Raw genomic sequence first — 17,532 nt, 5'->3', positions numbered from 1 at the left:
GGCCTTTTATCACCTTTTTTAAGGTATAAACACCTTTATAAAAGGTATAAATACATATTTTAGGAGGATGAAAAGTATGGCAATCACTGCTCAAATGGTAAAAGAATTACGTGAAAAAACTGGCGCAGGTATGATGGACTGCAAAAAAGCTTTAACAGAAACTAATGGCGACATGGAGAAGGCAATTGACTTCTTACGTGAAAAAGGTATTGCGAAAGCTGCTAAAAAAGCAGACCGCATTGCTGCTGAAGGTTTAACTTTCATCGAAACAAACGGTAACGACGCTTTAATCTTAGAATTAAACTCTGAAACTGATTTCGTTGCGAAAAACGAAGGTTTCCAAACACTAATTAAAGAATTAGCTGCTCACTTATTAACTAACAAACCAGCTAACGTTGAAGAAGCTATGGCTCAAACAATGGAAAACGGTAAAAAAGTTGAAGAGCACATCAACGAAGCAATCGCTAAAATTGGTGAAAAACTTACACTTCGTCGTTTCGAAATCGTATCAAAAACTGATGCAGATGCATTCGGCGCTTACCTACACATGGGTGGACGCATTGGTGTATTAACAGTTCTTGAAGGTTCTACTGATGAAGCTGCTGCTAAAGATGTTGCAATGCACATCGCTGCAGTTAACCCTAAATACATCGACCGCGATGCTGTAACAGCTGAAGAAGTTGAGCATGAGCGTCAAGTATTAACACAACAAGCATTAAACGAAGGCAAGCCTGAGAAAATCGTTGCGAAAATGGTTGAAGGCCGTCTAGGCAAATTCTTCGAAGAGATTTGCTTACTTGACCAAGCATTCGTTAAAAACCCTGATATGAAAGTTCGTCAGTTCGTTGAGTCTAAAGGCGGAACATTAAAAGGATTCGTTCGCTACGCTGTTGGTGAAGGTATCGAAAAACGCGAAGACAACTTTGCTGAAGAAGTAATGAACCAAGTAAAAGGTAGTAACTAATACAGATTAGGGAACACATTGTGTTCCCTTTTTTAAAATAAAGATGTAAGCAATTGGAGGTTCATTATGAGTAAACCGAAATATAATCGTGTCGTTTTAAAGCTAAGTGGAGAAGCTTTAGCTGGAGAGCAAGGATTTGGAATTAACCCAACTGTTATTAAGTCAGTTGCGGAACAAGTAAAAGAAATTGCAGAACTTGATGTAGAGGTTGCTGTTGTTGTTGGTGGCGGTAACATTTGGCGTGGAAAAATTGGAAGTGAAATGGGCATGGATCGTGCAGGGGCAGATTACATGGGCATGTTAGCGACAGTTATGAATTCATTAGCTCTTCAAGATAGCTTGGAGAATATCGGAATTCAAACTCGTGTACAAACTTCAATTGAGATGCGTCAAGTTGCAGAACCTTACATTCGTCGTAAAGCAGTTCGTCACTTAGAGAAAAAACGTGTTGTTATTTTTGCAGCAGGTACAGGTAATCCATACTTCTCTACAGATACAACAGCAGCATTACGTGCGGCAGAAATTGAAGCAGATGTAATTTTAATGGCGAAAAACAATGTAGATGGTGTATATAATGCGGATCCATCTATTGATCCAACAGCTACAAAATACGAAACGCTTACTTACTTAGATGTATTAAAAGAAGGTTTAGGTGTAATGGATTCTACAGCTTCTTCTCTATGTATGGATAATGATATTCCACTAATTGTATTCTCAGTTATGGAAAAAGGTAATATTAAACGTGCCGTTTTAGGCGAAAATATCGGAACAGTGGTAAGGGGGAAATAAATATGGGACAACAAGTATTGAAGTCTTCAAATGAAAAAATGGAAAAAGCAGTTGCTGCTTATTCTCGTGAATTAGCAACAGTTCGTGCTGGTCGTGCAAACGCGTCTGTATTAGATAAGGTACAAGTTGATTACTATGGTGCACCAACACCAGTTGTGCAATTAGCGAACATTACAGTTCCAGAAGCGCGTTTACTAGTAATTCAACCTTATGATAAAACTTCTATCGGTGATATTGAAAAAGCAATTTTAAAAGCAGATTTAGGCTTAAACCCTTCTAATGATGGAACTGTAATTCGTATTGCATTCCCTGCACTAACAGAAGAGCGTCGTCGTGATCTTGTAAAAGTTGTGAAAAAATATGCTGAAGAAGCAAAAGTTGCTGTTCGTAACGTACGTCGTGACGGAAATGATGATCTTAAGAAGCTTGAAAAAGCTGGCGAGATTACAGAAGATGATTTAAGAGGATATACTGAAGATATCCAAAAAGAAACAGATAAATATATTGCAAAAGTTGACGAAATCGCAAAAAACAAAGAAAAAGAAATCATGGAAGTGTAATAGCGATAACTTCGCAAATATGACCCTCTTCTTAAGGGGGTCTTTTTACACTTTTAGGCATACGTCTGCTTGCTGGAGGGTATGAATGATGTTTAAAAACTTTCCTTTTTTTAAAGGTAAAAAGGACACATCGTTTGATCATCTCGTTGAAGAAGTGAAAAAAGGATATATCCCAGAACATATTGCCATCATTATGGATGGGAATGGAAGATGGGCAAAGAGGAGAGCAATGCCTCGTATTGCGGGACATCATGAAGGTATGCAAGTTGTAAAGAAAATTACAAAATTTGCAAGTAAACTTAATGTGAAAGTGTTAACTCTCTATGCTTTTTCAACTGAGAACTGGAAAAGACCGAAAAAGGAAGTTGATTATTTAATGAAGCTTCCAGAAGAATTTCTAGGTACATTTTTACCAGAATTGATTGAAGAAAACGTACAAGTCCGAGTAATAGGGCAAAAAGATCGTCTTCCTACGCATACACGCAGAGCGATGGAGAAAGCCATGGAAGATACGAAAGAGAATACGGGATTAATTCTTAATTTCGCGTTAAACTATGGAAGTCGAGATGAAATCGTTTCTGCTGTGCAACATATGATGAAAGATAATGAGGAAGGAAAAATTCGTTCTGAAGAGGTAAGTGAAGAAATGCTTTCCTCCTACTTAATGACGAGTTCTTTACCTGATCCAGAGTTGTTAATCCGAACAAGCGGAGAGCTACGTATTAGTAATTTCATGTTATGGCAAATTGCATATTCGGAGTTTTGGTTTACAGACGTGTATTGGCCAGACTTCAAAGAAGAACATTTGCTAAATGCGATTACTGACTTTCAACATAGAGGGCGCAGATTCGGAGGCGTGTAGAAAGAGAGGGTTTGGTAGTGAAACAGAGAATTATTACTGGAGTGGTTGCTGCCGCGCTATTCATTCCCATCGTAATATACGGTGGCGTGCCTTTTACGGTTTTAGTGTATGCACTTGCTTCTATAGGTTTATATGAATTAATTCGTATGAATAAGCTTACGCTTATTTCAGTACCGACAGTTTTAGCTGCAGTATTATTGTGGATTCTTTTAATTCCAAGTAGTGCATCAGAACTGTTTACATGGATTGGATTAGGTAAATTGGAAATCACATTTGTGATTGTTTTATTACTTTTATCATATACAGTCCTTTCTAAGAATACATTTACTTTTGATAATGCTTCATTTTTACTGATGGCAACGACATATGTGGCAATGGGATTCTTATATTTAAATGAAACGAGAATATTAGGAATTAAATATGTATTTTGCGCATTATTTGTTATATGGGCTACTGATTCAGGCGCATATTTCGTAGGAAAAGCATTGGGCAAGAGAAAATTGTGGCCAGAAATTAGTCCGAATAAAACGATTGAAGGTTCATTAGGCGGTATCGTTTGTGGAATTATTGTGGCACTTGTTTACAACGTGTTCTTCCCAGTCGAATCGAATGTAGTAATTTTAATTGTGCTGACAATTATCATTTCTATTTTTGGACAAATTGGTGATTTAGTACAATCTGCTTTTAAACGTCATTATGGCGTAAAGGATTCAGGTACAATTTTACCTGGGCATGGTGGTATATTAGACCGAACAGATAGTTGGTTATTCGTTTTACCAATTCTCTACTTCTTATTACAATACAATTAATAAATGAACGAGGGGTTGGAGTCATGAAAAACATTAGTTTATTAGGTGCAAGCGGATCAATTGGTACACAAACTTTAGATGTATTACGCTCGCACCCAGACCAATTCCGTCTCGTTGCTTTTTCTGTAGGGAAAAATATTGACTACGCAGTAAAGGTAATTCAAGAATTTTCTCCGCAAATCGTCTCTGTGCAAAGAGAGGAAGATGTTTTAAAATTACAATCTGTTTCTGGTAATACAAAAATTGTATATGGTAGTGAAGGACTTTTAGAAGTAGCATTACATCCAGATGCGGAGATTGTAGTAAATGCTGTTGTAGGTAGCGTAGGGTTGTTACCAACACTTCGTGCAATTGAGGCGAAAAAAACAATTGGAATTGCAAATAAAGAAACGTTAGTAACTGCAGGACATCTTGTAATGGAAGCAGCACGAAAACATAATGTTTCGTTACTTCCAGTAGATAGTGAACATTCGGCTATTTTTCAGTGCTTGAATGGTGAAAATGAAAAAAGAATTTCTCGTCTTATTATAACGGCTTCTGGTGGAAGTTTCCGTGATAAAACGAGGGATGAATTGCATCATGTGACCGTAGAAGATGCGCTTCGACATCCAAACTGGTCAATGGGTTCGAAAATTACAATTGATTCTGCTACAATGATGAATAAGGGACTAGAAGTAATTGAAGCACATTGGCTTTTTGGTATCCCTTATGAGCAAATCGATGTTGTTTTACATAAAGAAAGTATTATCCATTCTATGGTTGAATTTGAAGATCGTAGTGTAATGGCGCAGCTTGGTTCACCTGATATGCGAGTACCAATTCAATACGCACTTACATATCCTGATAGATTGCCTCTTTCAGACACAAAACAGTTAAACTTATGGGAAATAGGGACGTTGCATTTTGAGAAAATGGACCAAGAACGATTCCGTTGTTTACGTTTTGCGTATGAAGCTGGAAAAGCAGGTGGAAGTATGCCAGCTGTAATGAACGCAGCGAATGAAGTAGCGGTTGAAGCCTTTTTACAAAAGAGAATTGGTTTCTTAACAGTGGAAGATCTCATTGAAAAAGCAATGAACCATCACAATGTCATTGCACGACCGAGCTTAGAGGAAATTTTGGAAATTGATGCGGCCACAAGACGGTTTGTGATGGAACAAATTTAGCAAAGGTGGTTATGGAATTGAATACAGCGATTGCCTTTATATTAATTTTCGGTGCACTCGTATTTTTCCATGAGCTAGGGCATCTATATTTCGCAAAAAGAGCAGGTATTTTATGCCGCGAGTTTGCGATTGGTTTTGGTCCGAAAATATTCTCATTTGAAAAGAATGAAACGGTGTATACGATTCGATTACTGCCCCTTGGTGGCTATGTAAGAATGGCCGGCGAGGATGCGGACACAGTTGAGTTAAAGCCTGGGAAAAAGGTTGGCCTTGTATTAAATGAAAAAGACGAAGTTGTAAAATTAGTTTTTGATGGATATGAAAAGTATTCAAATGTTCGTGTTATTGAAGTCGAACAAGCTGATTTGGAGCATAATTTAACAATTTCGGGCTATGAAGAGTACGAGGAAGAGCTTCAAACATTCCGAGTGAATGAAAAGGCTCGTATTATTACTGCGGGGGAAGAAATTCAAATTGCTCCGTATAATAGACAATTTGGCTCGAAAAAACTAGGGCAACGCGCTTTAACAATCTTTGCGGGTCCTGCAATGAACTTCATTTTAGCATTTGTTATTTTTGTGATTCTTGGATTTGTACAAGGGGTTCCTGTTGACAAACCAATGGTTGGAAAAGTGATGGATAACAGTGCAGCACAGCAAGCTGGATTGAAAGAGAATGATACAATTCAAGCTATTGATGGGAAAAACACAAGTACATGGAAAGATGTTGTTACTATTGTACGTGAAAACCCAAATAAAGAAATTACGTTACAAGTAAAGCGTGATAATGAACAGTTTAATGTGAAAGTAACGCCAACACTCGATAAAGAAGGAAAAGACGAAGTTGGTAGAATCGGTGTGTATTCTCCTGTAGAGAAAACAGTAATGGGTTCTATTAAATCAGGATTTGAACAAACGTACCAATGGACGAAACTAATTTTTGAATCTCTTGTTAAATTAGTAACTGGTCAATTTTCTATTAATGAGTTATCAGGTCCAGTAGGAATTTATAATCTAACAGATCAAGTTGTAGATTATGGGTTTACGCGTGTACTAAGTTTAGCTGCAGTTCTAAGCATTAATCTTGGTTTATTTAATTTATTACCAGTTCCTGCTTTAGATGGTGGCCGTTTATTCTTCTTCTTAATTGAAGCGTTACGAGGGAAACCAATTGATCGCCAAAAAGAAGGAATGGTTCACTTTATTGGTTTTGCATTATTAATGTTACTTATGTTAGTTGTAACTTGGAATGACATTCGTAAGTTTTTCTTGTAAAATAAAGTGAAACTTATAATGAAATAGAGCTCGTAGAATAAAATCCCTCACCTAACTCGAGGTGAGGGGTTTTACTGCGTGTAAGAGTAAAATGAAGAGGTGCAAATAAATGAAACAAAGTATGGTATTCAGTCCTACATTACGTGAAGTTCCAGCTGATGCTGAAATTAAGAGTCATCAGCTATTACTTCGTGCAGGTTTTATGCGTCAAAATGCTTCTGGTATTTATAGCTTTCTACCATTTGGATTAAAAGTATTACACAAAGTAGAACGTATCGTTCGAGAAGAAATGGAGCGCGCAGGAGCTGTAGAATTATTAATGCCAGCTATGCAAGCTGCGGAATTATGGCAAGAATCAGGTCGTTGGTATTCTTACGGATCTGAATTAATGCGTATGAAAGATCGTAATGCTCGTGAATTCGCATTAGGAGCGACACATGAGGAAGTAATTACGGATCTTGTGCGTGATGAAGTGAAATCATATAAAAAATTACCGTTAACATTATACCAAATTCAAACAAAATTCCGTGATGAGCAAAGACCTCGTTTCGGCTTATTACGTGGAAGAGAGTTTCTAATGAAAGATGCATACTCTTTCCATGCTACACAAGAGAGCTTAGATGAAGTATACGATCGTTTATATAAAGCATACTCTAACATTTTTGCTCGCTGTGGCTTGAATTTCCGTGCAGTTATTGCTGATTCTGGAGCAATGGGCGGAAAAGATACACATGAATTTATGGTATTATCTGATGTTGGTGAAGATACAATTGCATACTCTGACACATCTGATTATGCAGCAAACATCGAAATGGCTCCTGTTGTAGCTACGTATACGAAGAGTGACGAAGCAGAAAAAGCACTTGAAAAAGTAGCAACACCAGACCAAAAAGCAATTGAAGAAGTATCTGCATTCTTAAACATCGAAGCTGACAAGTGCATTAAGTCTATGGTGTTTAAAGTAGATGAGAAATTAGTAGTGGTACTTGTTCGTGGTGATCACGAAGTAAACGATGTGAAAGTGAAAAATGTATACGGCGCTTCAGTTGTTGAGCTTGCTTCTCATGAAGAAGTAAAAGCATTATTAAATTGTGAAGTTGGTTCATTAGGACCGATTAATGTAACAGGTGATATCGAAATTATTGCTGATCATGCTGTAGCATCAATTGTTAACGGATGTTCAGGAGCGAATGAAGAAGGATTCCATTATGTAAATGTAAATCCAGAACGTGACTTTAAAGTAAGTCAATATACAGATTTACGCTTCATCCAAGAAGGAGACCAATCTCCAGATGGAAACGGAACAATTCTTTTTGCACGCGGAATTGAAGTTGGTCATGTATTCAAATTAGGAACTCGTTATAGTGAAGCAATGAACGCAACATTCCTGGATGAAAACGGAAAAACACAACCACTTATTATGGGTTGTTACGGTATCGGGGTATCTCGTACAGTGGCAGCAATTGCAGAGCAGTTTAACGATGAGAACGGCTTAGTTTGGCCAAAAGCTGTAGCACCGTTCCATGTGCATGTAATTCCAGTAAATATGAAATCGGATGCACAACGTGAAATGGGTGAAAATATCTACAACTCATTACAAGAACAAGGCTATGAAGTGTTATTAGACGATCGTGCAGAACGTGCAGGTGTTAAATTTGCAGATGCAGATTTATTCGGTCTTCCAGTTCGTGTTACAGTTGGTAAAAAAGCAGACGAAGGTATTGTAGAAGTGAAAGTACGTGCTACAGGTGAGTCTGAAGAAGTAAAAGTAGAAGAACTTCAAACATATATTGCAAATATTTTAAAATAAGAAGAGGTACCTCGTAATGGGGTACCTTCTCTTTCTTTGTAAACGTATTTTGTAAAAGAAGAGGTGAGAAATCTTTCTTTGTGGTACGTTTCAATTTATAATAGCAAATGGAAGGAGAGTGCTTATGTCTTTAACAAATGAACAACAAGAGCGATTTCAAATTTTGCTCCAGCAGTTGCAAATACCAGACGACCTTATAAATCAATATTTACAAGGCGGTGGTATTGAAAGGCTCGTTATTGATAAAGCGAATAAAAGTTGGCATTTTGATTTACAAGTGCCACGTATTTTGCCTACAGAATTATATGAATTGCTAGAAACAAAGCTTAAGCAATCATTTTCTCATATTGCAAGAACAACATTTGCATTAGAAACAGAGAATAAACAATTTACAGAAGAAGAAGTGAGGGCGTATTGGCCGCTTTGTACGGAACGAATTACATTTTCACCTATGTTCGCATACTTAAAGAAGCAGCTTCCACAGGTGAATGGAGTGAAGTTGCTAATAAATGTGAATAACGAGTTGGAGTCTACTGCTTTAAAGAAAAACGTTGCGAAACCAGTAGGGGATCAATACGAAGTTTTTGGATTCCCGCGTTTTCAGTTAGACACACATATACAGCAAAATACAGAAGAAATGCAAAAGTTTCGTGAACAAACGCAGCAAGAAGACCGCGAGCGTGTTATACAAGCTATGGAAGAAATGGCGAAGAAGCAAGCTGAAGAAAGCAGCGTTGTGTATGAAGGACCGATTACACTCGGGTATCTTATTAAGCCAGATGAAGAGATTACACCGATGCGAGAAATTCAAGATGAAGAAAGAAGAAAAACGGTTCAAGGATATGTCTTCCATGTAGAAACAAAAGAGCTTCGTAGTGGACGTACGTTATTAACTTTAAAAATAACGGATTATACGGATTCTATTATGATCAAAATGTTCTCGCGTGACAAAGAAGATATTCCAATGCTGCAATCCTTGAAAAAAGGAATGTGGGTGAAAGCGCGTGGTTCTGTTCAAAACGATACATTCGTTCGAGATTTAGTAATGATTGCAAATGATATTAATGAAATCACAGGACCGTCTCGTAAAGATAAAGCACCAGAAGGCGAAAAACGAGTAGAGCTGCATCTCCATACTCCGATGAGTCAAATGGACGCTGTCACTCCAGTTTCTAAGCTTGTTGCTCAAGCTGGTAAATGGGGACATGAGGCTATTGCGGTTACAGACCATGCCGTGGCTCAGTCTTTCCCAGAGGCGTATTCTGCGGGGAAGAAGGCTGGAGTTAAAGTTATATATGGTGTAGAAGCAAATTTAGTTAATGATGGTGTACCGATAGCATATAACGAAGCGCATCGTTTACTTGCAGAGGAAACGTATGTTGTTTTCGACGTTGAGACGACAGGTTTATCAGCTGTATACGATACAGTTATTGAGTTGGCTGCTGTAAAAGTAAAGGGTGGCGAAATTATTGACCGCTTTGAATCTTTTGCAAATCCGCATCAACCATTATCGGCGACGATCATTGAATTAACAGGTATTACAGATGATATGTTAACTGATGCACCTGAAGTGGACGAAGTGTTTAAAAAGTTTGAGGAATGGATGGGCGACCATACACTTGTTGCCCATAACGCGAGCTTTGATATGGGCTTTATTAACGTAGGTTTTAAAAAGGCTGGACTAGAAAAAACGAATAACCCCGTTATTGATACGTTAGAACTTGCACGATTCTTATTCCCAGAAATGAAAAATCATCGATTAAATACGATGTGTAAAAAACTTGATATTGAATTAACACAACATCACCGTGCGATTTATGATACAGAAGCGACGGGATATTTACTTGTGAAAATGTTGAAAGACGTAATTGAAAAGGGATTTGAATATCACGATCAATTAAATGATAGCATGGGACAAGGGGATGCGTATAAGCGTGGCCGTCCAAGTCATATGACGTTACTTGCCACATCAGATGTTGGATTGAAAAATTTATATAAACTTGTTTCATATTCTCACCTTAATTACTTTTACCGTGTACCACGTGTGCCGAGGTCACTATTAAAAAAATACCGTGAAGGAATTTTAGTAGGAACGGCTTGTGATAAAGGTGAAGTTTTCGAGGCAATGATGCAAAAGGCACCTGAAGAGGTAGAAGAAATTGCCCAGTTCTATGATTACATTGAAGTAATGCCTCCAGAGGTGTTGCGTCATTTAGTAGAACGTGAACTTGTTCGAGACGAAGGTCAATTAAAAACAATTATTTCTAACTTAGTAAAACTAGGTGAGACGTTAGATAAACCAGTTGTTGCTACAGGAAACGTGCATTATTTAGACCCTGAGGATGCAATGTATCGTAAAATTTTAGTCAGTTCGCAGGGCGGAGCCAATCCGTTAAATCGACATTCATTACCGCCAGTACATTTCCGTACAACTGATGAAATGTTAGAATGTTTTTCATTCTTAGGTGAAGATAAAGCGAAAGAAGTTGTTGTAACAAATACACAAAAGATTGCGTCATTAATTGGTGATGTGCATCCAGTAAAAGACGATTTATACACACCGAAAATTGAAGGTGCTGATGATGAAACGCGTGATATGAGTTATAAAATGGCGCGTAGCATTTATGGTGAAGAGCTACCGGAAATTGTAGAAGCACGTTTAGAAAAAGAATTAAAAAGTATTATTGGGCATGGATTCGCCGTAATTTATTTAATTTCACATAAGCTTGTGAAAAAATCGTTAGTAGACGGATATCTAGTAGGTTCGCGTGGATCGGTAGGATCATCATTTGTTGCAACGATGATGGAAATTACAGAAGTAAACCCATTACCACCACACTATGTATGTCCGAAGTGTAAGCAATCAGAATTCTTTAATGATGGTTCTGTAGGCTCTGGTTTTGACTTACCAGATAAAGAATGTCCTGCTTGTAATATTCCATATGTAAAAGATGGACATGACATTCCGTTCGAAACATTCCTTGGATTTAAAGGAGATAAGGTACCCGATATCGATTTGAACTTCTCCGGGGAATACCAACCACGTGCCCATAACTATACGAAAGTACTGTTCGGTGAAGACTATGTATATCGTGCAGGAACGATTGGTACAGTTGCGGAAAAAACTGCTTACGGATATGTAAAAGGTTATGCAAATGATCATAACTTAACGATTCGAAATGCAGAGATTGATCGCTTAGTAGCAGGGTGTACCGGTGTAAAACGTACAACAGGACAGCATCCAGGCGGTATTATCGTTGTGCCAGATTACATGGATATCTTTGATTTCTCACCAATACAGTATCCAGCTGATTCAATTGGTGCTGAATGGAGAACAACGCATTTTGATTTCCACTCGATTCATGATAATTTATTGAAACTTGATATACTAGGACACGATGATCCGACCGTTATTCGTATGTTACAAGATTTAAGTGGTATTGATCCGAAAACAATCCCAACGGATGATCCAGAAGTAATGAAAATTTTCTCTGGTCCAGAATCGTTAGGGGTAACGGAAGAACAAATTAACTGTAAAACAGGTACACTTGGTATACCAGAGTTTGGTACAAAATTCGTAAGACAGATGTTAGAAGAGACAAAACCGACGACATTCTCAGAGTTAGTCCAAATTTCTGGACTATCACATGGTACCGACGTATGGCTTGGTAATGCAAACGAGTTAATTTATAACGGTACATGTACGCTGAGCGAAGTTATCGGTTGTCGTGATGACATCATGGTATATTTAATCTATCAAGGTCTAGATCCATCATTAGCCTTCAAAATCATGGAGTCGGTTCGTAAAGGTAAAGGTGTACCGGAAGAATGGGAAGAAGACATGAAAAATAATAATGTACCAGGTTGGTATATTGATTCATGTAAGAAGATTAAATACATGTTCCCTAAAGCCCATGCGGCTGCTTACGTACTTATGGCTGTACGTATCGCATACTTTAAAGTACATTTTGCACTGTTATTCTATGCCGCATATTTTACAGTTCGTGCAGATGATTTTGATGTAGAGGCAATGGCGAAAGGTTCAGCATCTATACGTGCAAGAATTGATGAAATTGCTCAAAAGGGACTCGATGCTGCGCCGAAAGAGAAGAGTTTATTAACGGTACTAGAAATGACACTTGAAATGTGTGAGCGTGGATACTCATTCCAAAAGGTGGATTTATACCGCTCACATGCAACAGAATTTATTATTGATGGAGATACATTAATCCCTCCATTTAATGCAGTACCTGGTCTTGGCACAAACGCAGCTTTAAGTATTGTAGAAGCACGTAAAAATGGAGACTTCTTATCAAAAGAAGACTTGCAACAGCGAAGTAAGGTTTCGAAAACAATTATTGAGTATTTAGATAGCCAAGGTTGTTTAGGAGACTTACCAGATCAAAACCAGTTATCACTGTTCTAGTAGGTAGGAAAAGTCTTTGCAAATCAACATTTCCTATGATATACTATTAACCGAGATAACCATGTCATGTATATTGTGTAAAGAAAAGAGTGGGGAAACCCACTCTTTCGTGTTACTATCTATGTTTTATCTACGTAGATAGGTAAAAGATTTCTGTCGTATATACATATTTTGTTACAAGTTTTACTTCTTAAATTTGGTAATACTAAGACAGATAATCCCTGCTGAACAGCAGGGGCTTTTGTTAGCTAACGAGAAAGAATAAGATAGACCGTTTTTAAATTGGCGGGGTCTTCTTCTTTTAAATGGTACATGACGGCAGGAAGGAGGCTGTTTATGGATAAGAAAGTCACAGAAGTTGTAGAAGCATTTGCGCAGCCGATCGTTGAAGAGTTAAATCTTGAACTTGTAGATGTAGAGTATGTGAAAGAAGGACAAGACTGGTTCTTACGCGTATTCATCGATTCTGAAAAGGGAGTCGACATTGAAGAATGCGGTGCGGTAAGTGAACGTTTAAGCGAAGCTTTAGATAAAGAGGATCCAATTCCTCATCTTTACTTTTTGGATGTATCATCTCCTGGAGCGGAACGCCCATTAAAGAAAGAAAAAGACTTCCAGCAAGCGGTAGGAAAACAAGTGGCAATTAAAACATATGAGCCGATTGATGGTGAAAAGATGTTTGAAGGAAAACTGCTTTCTTACGATGGTACAACAATAACATTATTATTAACAATTAAAACACGTAAAAAAGAAATCCAAATTTCGATGGATAAAGTCGCAAATGCGCGACTTGCTGTTACGTTTTAGTTAGAAGGGGGATCTTCATGAGCACTGAGTTATTAGATGCTTTGCTCGTATTAGAATCTGAAAAAGGCATTAGCAAAGACATTATTATTGATGCGATTGAAGCAGCTTTAATCTCTGCTTATAAGCGCAATTTTAATCAAGCACAAAACGTTCGTGTGAGCTTTAACCCAGAAGTGGGAACAATTCAAGTTTTAGCACGTAAAGACGTAGTAGACAATGTGTTTGATCCACGTCTTGAAATTTCTGTAGAGGAAGCAAGACAAATTAATCCAAACTACCAAGATGGTGACGTACTAGAAATTGAAGTAACACCAAAAGACTTTGGTCGTATTGCAGCACAAACTGCAAAACAAGTTGTAACACAACGAGTGCGTGAAGCAGAGCGCGGTGTTATTTACTCTGAGTTTAGTGATCGTGAAGAAGATATTATGGTAGGTATTGTACAACGTCAAGATGCTCGTTTCATCTATGTAAGCTTAGGAAAAGTAGAAGCTTTATTACCTGTAAGTGAGCAAATGCCTAATGAGCAATACAAGCCACATGATCGTATTCGCGTATTCATTACGAAAGTAGAAAAAACGACAAAAGGACCACAAATTTACGTATCACGTACACATCCTGGTCTTTTAAAACGTTTATTCGAAATGGAAGTTCCTGAAATCTATGATGGAACTGTAGAAATTCGTTCTGTAGCACGTGAAGCTGGCGATCGCTCTAAGATCTCTGTATATGCAGAGAACACTGATGTTGATCCAGTTGGTTCTTGTGTAGGACCAAAAGGGCAACGTGTACAACGCATTGTAGACGAATTAAAAGGTGAAAAAATTGACATCGTTCGCTGGTCAAATGATCCAGTTGAATATGTTGCAAATGCATTAAGCCCATCACAAGTTGTTAAAGTACTTGTAGATGAAGAAGAAAAAGCGACAACAGTAGTTGTTCCAGACCACCAGCTATCATTAGCTATCGGTAAGCGTGGACAAAATGCACGTCTTGCAGCTAAATTAACAGGCTGGAAAATTGACATTAAGAGTGAGTCTGATGCGAAACAACTTGGTATTGTAACAGAAGAAGATAGCGTAATCGCATTTGGATTCGATTCAGTGGAAGACGAAATCGAATAGAGGTGATGAGTATGAGCAATCGAAAAGTTCCGTTACGAAAATGTGTTGCAACGCAAGAAATGAAATCAAAACGAGAGCTCGTTCGCATTGTTCGTTCCAAAGAGGGAGAAGTGTCCATTGATTTAACTGGGAAAAAATCAGGACGAGGTGCTTACTTGTCGAAGGACAAGGAGAGCATTCTTCAAGCTCAAAAGAAAAATGTTTTGGAACATCATCTAAAAGCGAAAATCGACGGTTCTTTATATGAAGAGCTTCTTGAGCTTGTTGAGAAGGAGTCGAAATAAGTGTCCGATTGGAAATCGTTTTTAGGACTAGCAAACCGGGCTCGGAAAATTATTTCGGGTGAAGAACTCGTTTTAAAAGAAGTACGAAGTGGCAAAGCAAAACTTGTATTGCTATCTGAAGATGCGTCAGTAAATACTACAAAACGCATCACAGATAAAACTACGTACTACAACGTACCAATGAGAAAGGTCGAAAATCGACAACAATTAGGGCATGCGATTGGGAGAGATGAGCGAGTCGTTGTAGCTGTGTTAGATGAAGGCTTTGCGAAAAAGCTGCGTAGCATGCTCGATACAAATTACCGGGGGTGAAGGTATGAGTAAAATTCGAGTGCATGAATATGCAAAAAAACATAATATCTCAAGTAAAGATCTTATGACAAAACTAAAAGAAATGAATATCGAGGTTTCGAATCATATGACAATGTTAGACGATGAAGTAGTAAATAAATTAGATAATGAATATCAAACTGAAAAACCTTCTGTTGCAGATGAGTTTGAAGTAGAAGAAAAAGTTGTTCGCAGTAAAAAGAACAGCAATAAGAAAAAGAAAAAAGGCAAAGGAAACGAAGACAAACGTCAAGAGAACTTTGCTGGTAGACAACAAACTCAAATTGTAGAAACACCAGATAAAATTACTTTCTCTGGAAGCCTTACAGTAGGAGATCTTGCTAAAAAATTAAGCAAAGAGCCATCTGAAATTATTAAGAAGCTCTTCATGCTTGGAATTATGGCAACAATTAACCAAGACTTGGATAAAGATACAATTGAGTTAATTGCTAACGACTACGGTATTGAAGTAGAAGAAGAAGTAATTGTGAGCGAGACTGAGTTTGAAACATTCATTGATGAGCAAGATGATGAAGAGAACTTAAAAGAACGTCCAGCTGTAGTTACAATCATGGGACACGTTGACCACGGTAAAACAACATTACTGGATTCTATTCGTAACTCAAAAGTAACTGCAGGCGAAGCGGGTGGAATTACTCAGCATATCGGTGCATATCAAGTTGAAGTAAACGATAAGAAGATTACATTCTTAGATACACCTGGTCACGCAGCATTTACAACGATGCGTGCTCGTGGTGCACAAGTAACGGATATTACAATCCTTGTTGTTGCAGCGGATGACGGTGTTATGCCACAAACGGTTGAAGCAATTAACCATGCGAAGGCAGCAGGAGTACCAATTATTGTTGCTGTGAATAAAATGGATAAACCAGCTGCAAACCCTGATCGCGTAATGCAAGAACTAACAGAATATGAATTAGTTCCAGAAGCTTGGGGCGGAGATACTATTTTCGTACCAATTTCTGCAATTCAAGGCGAAGGCATTGACAACTTACTAGAAATGATCCTTCTTGTAAGTGAAGTAGAAGAATACAAAGCAAATCCAAACCGCTATGCAACTGGTACAGTAATCGAAGCACAGCTTGATAAAGGTAAAGGAACTATCGCGACATTACTTGTTCAAAACGGTACGCTTCGAGTTGGAGATCCAATCGTTGTTGGAACTTCATTCGGACGTGTTCGTGCAATGGTAAGTGATATTGGTCGTCGTGTAAAAGTTGCTGGTCCATCAACTCCTGTTGAAATTACTGGTTTAAACGAAGTACCACAGGCTGGAGATCGTTTCATGGCATTCGCTGATGAGAAGAAAGCTCGTCAAATTGGTGAATCACGTGCACAAGAAGCGTTAGTTGCACAACGTGGTGAGAAATCTAAATTAAGCCTTGAAGATTTATTCCAACAAATCCAAGAGGGCGATGTAAAAGAAATTAACTTAATCGTAAAAGCAGACGTACAAGGTTCTGTTGAAGCGATGGCAGCATCACTTCGTAAAATTGATGTTGAAGGCGTAAAAGTTAAAATCATTCACACTGGTGTAGGTGCGATTACAGAATCTGATATCATTTTAGCTTCTGCATCTAATGCAATTGTAATTGGATTTAACGTACGTCCAGATGTGAACGCGAAGCGTACAGCTGAATTAGAGAACGTTGATATTCGTTTACACCGTATTATTTATAAAGTAATCGAAGAGATTGAAGCAGCGATGCAAGGTATGCTTGATCCAGAATTCGAAGAAAAAGTAATCGGTCAAGCAGAAGTTCGTCAAACGTTTAAAGTAACAAAAGTTGGAACAATCGCAGGTTGTTATGTAACAGACGGTAAAATTACGCGTGATAGTGGCGTACGTATTATCCGTGACGGCGTAGTAATTTTCGAAGGACAACTTGATACGTTAAAACGTTTCAAAGACGACGTAAAAGAAGTTGCACAAAACTATGAGTGTGGTATTACAATTGAGAGATATAATGATCTTAAAGAAGGGGACATCATTGAAGCGTACATTATGGAAGAAGTGAAGCGATGATTATCGCTTCACTCTCATTCGAGTGTATGATTTACGATGTGCATTCTTTAAAAGAGAAACGTGCAATTTTACAACGTGTGTTAACTCGTGTGAAACAGCGCTATAATGTAGCTGTTTCTGAAGTTGGGCACCAAGATGTATGGCAACGTACAGAAATTGCAATTGTTTCCGTATCCTCAAATCGTGTTATCTGTGAAAAAGAAATGAATCGTGTACTTGAGTACATCGATTCATTTCCTGAAATTGAACGTACAATAACACATTTGGAATGGTATTGAAT

The 17,532-nt window shown here is 38.0% G+C and carries 15 protein-coding genes; all 15 read left to right on the top strand.

From position 1 onward, the window contains the following. Window positions 1–76 precede the first annotated feature (76 nt). The 15 genes from tsf to BLT20_RS19530 all read left to right on the top strand — a co-directional run bounded on the left by tsf (window position 77) and on the right by BLT20_RS19530 (window position 17,530). A complete protein-coding gene (gene tsf / locus BLT20_RS19600; protein WP_001018578.1) occupies window positions 77–964 on the top strand; it encodes a translation elongation factor Ts in 888 nt (295 codons plus the stop codon). Window positions 965–1,030: 66 nt separating this feature from the next. Beyond that, window positions 1,031–1,753 carry a UMP kinase gene (gene pyrH / locus BLT20_RS19595; RefSeq protein WP_000042668.1) on the top strand — a complete coding sequence of 241 codons (723 nt, stop codon included), beginning with the start codon at window positions 1,031–1,033 and terminating at the stop codon, window positions 1,751–1,753. Window positions 1,754–1,755: 2 nt separating this feature from the next. Beyond that, on the top strand, window positions 1,756–2,313 hold the full coding sequence (frr, locus tag BLT20_RS19590) for a ribosome recycling factor (RefSeq protein ID WP_000531501.1): 558 nt from the start codon (window positions 1,756–1,758) through the stop codon (window positions 2,311–2,313). An 85-nt stretch (window positions 2,314–2,398) separates the two neighbouring features. Continuing rightward, entirely contained in the window at window positions 2,399–3,175 is a 777-nt protein-coding gene (gene uppS / locus BLT20_RS19585; RefSeq protein WP_000971296.1) for an isoprenyl transferase, read from the top strand. 17 nt (window positions 3,176–3,192) lie between these two features. Continuing rightward, complete coding sequence (gene cdsA / locus BLT20_RS19580) at window positions 3,193–3,984, top strand: phosphatidate cytidylyltransferase (protein WP_000813592.1); 792 nt, start codon at window positions 3,193–3,195, stop codon at window positions 3,982–3,984. Between the two features lie 23 nt (window positions 3,985–4,007). Further along, window positions 4,008–5,150, top strand: a complete 1,143-nt coding sequence (gene dxr, locus BLT20_RS19575) for a 1-deoxy-D-xylulose-5-phosphate reductoisomerase (RefSeq protein ID WP_000790373.1) — start codon at window positions 4,008–4,010, stop codon at window positions 5,148–5,150. 17 nt (window positions 5,151–5,167) lie between these two features. Continuing rightward, complete coding sequence (gene rseP, locus BLT20_RS19570; RefSeq protein WP_001090251.1) at window positions 5,168–6,424, top strand: RIP metalloprotease RseP; 1,257 nt, start codon at window positions 5,168–5,170, stop codon at window positions 6,422–6,424. 109 nt (window positions 6,425–6,533) lie between these two features. After that, entirely contained in the window at window positions 6,534–8,234 is a 1,701-nt protein-coding gene (locus BLT20_RS19565; RefSeq protein WP_000814302.1) for a proline--tRNA ligase, read from the top strand. A gap of 124 nt (window positions 8,235–8,358) precedes the next feature. Then, window positions 8,359–12,660 carry a PolC-type DNA polymerase III gene (locus BLT20_RS19560; protein WP_000060005.1) on the top strand — a complete coding sequence of 1,434 codons (4,302 nt, stop codon included), beginning with the start codon at window positions 8,359–8,361 and terminating at the stop codon, window positions 12,658–12,660. Between the two features lie 336 nt (window positions 12,661–12,996). Then, the gene (rimP, locus tag BLT20_RS19555; RefSeq protein WP_000359096.1) at window positions 12,997–13,467 is read left to right on the top strand and encodes a ribosome maturation factor RimP; all 471 of its coding nucleotides are present in this window, start codon (window positions 12,997–12,999) and stop codon (window positions 13,465–13,467) included. 17 nt (window positions 13,468–13,484) lie between these two features. Further along, window positions 13,485–14,591, top strand: a complete 1,107-nt coding sequence (gene nusA / locus BLT20_RS19550) for a transcription termination factor NusA (protein ID WP_000102604.1) — start codon at window positions 13,485–13,487, stop codon at window positions 14,589–14,591. 11 nt (window positions 14,592–14,602) lie between these two features. Next, a complete protein-coding gene (gene rnpM / locus BLT20_RS19545; RefSeq protein ID WP_000071127.1) occupies window positions 14,603–14,875 on the top strand; it encodes an RNase P modulator RnpM in 273 nt (90 codons plus the stop codon). After that, complete coding sequence (locus BLT20_RS19540; RefSeq protein WP_001286523.1) at window positions 14,876–15,187, top strand: YlxQ family RNA-binding protein; 312 nt, start codon at window positions 14,876–14,878, stop codon at window positions 15,185–15,187. It abuts the gene before it with no gap. Between the two features lie 4 nt (window positions 15,188–15,191). Continuing rightward, window positions 15,192–17,252: a translation initiation factor IF-2 gene (gene infB, locus BLT20_RS19535; RefSeq protein WP_000036343.1), complete on the top strand. Its 2,061-nt coding sequence runs from the start codon at window positions 15,192–15,194 to the stop codon at window positions 17,250–17,252. After that, window positions 17,249–17,530 carry a DUF503 domain-containing protein gene (locus BLT20_RS19530; RefSeq protein WP_000582363.1) on the top strand — a complete coding sequence of 94 codons (282 nt, stop codon included), beginning with the start codon at window positions 17,249–17,251 and terminating at the stop codon, window positions 17,528–17,530. The genes infB and BLT20_RS19530 overlap by 4 nt, the downstream gene beginning before the upstream one ends. Window positions 17,531–17,532 lie beyond the last annotated feature (2 nt).

It is taken from the genome of Bacillus sp. cl96 (assembly GCF_900100505.1).
Classification (GTDB): Bacteria; Bacillota; Bacilli; order Bacillales; family Bacillaceae_G; genus Bacillus_A; species Bacillus_A cereus.
Note: the sequence above shows the minus strand (reverse complement) of the source record. Positions and strands in the feature narration are given on the sequence as shown.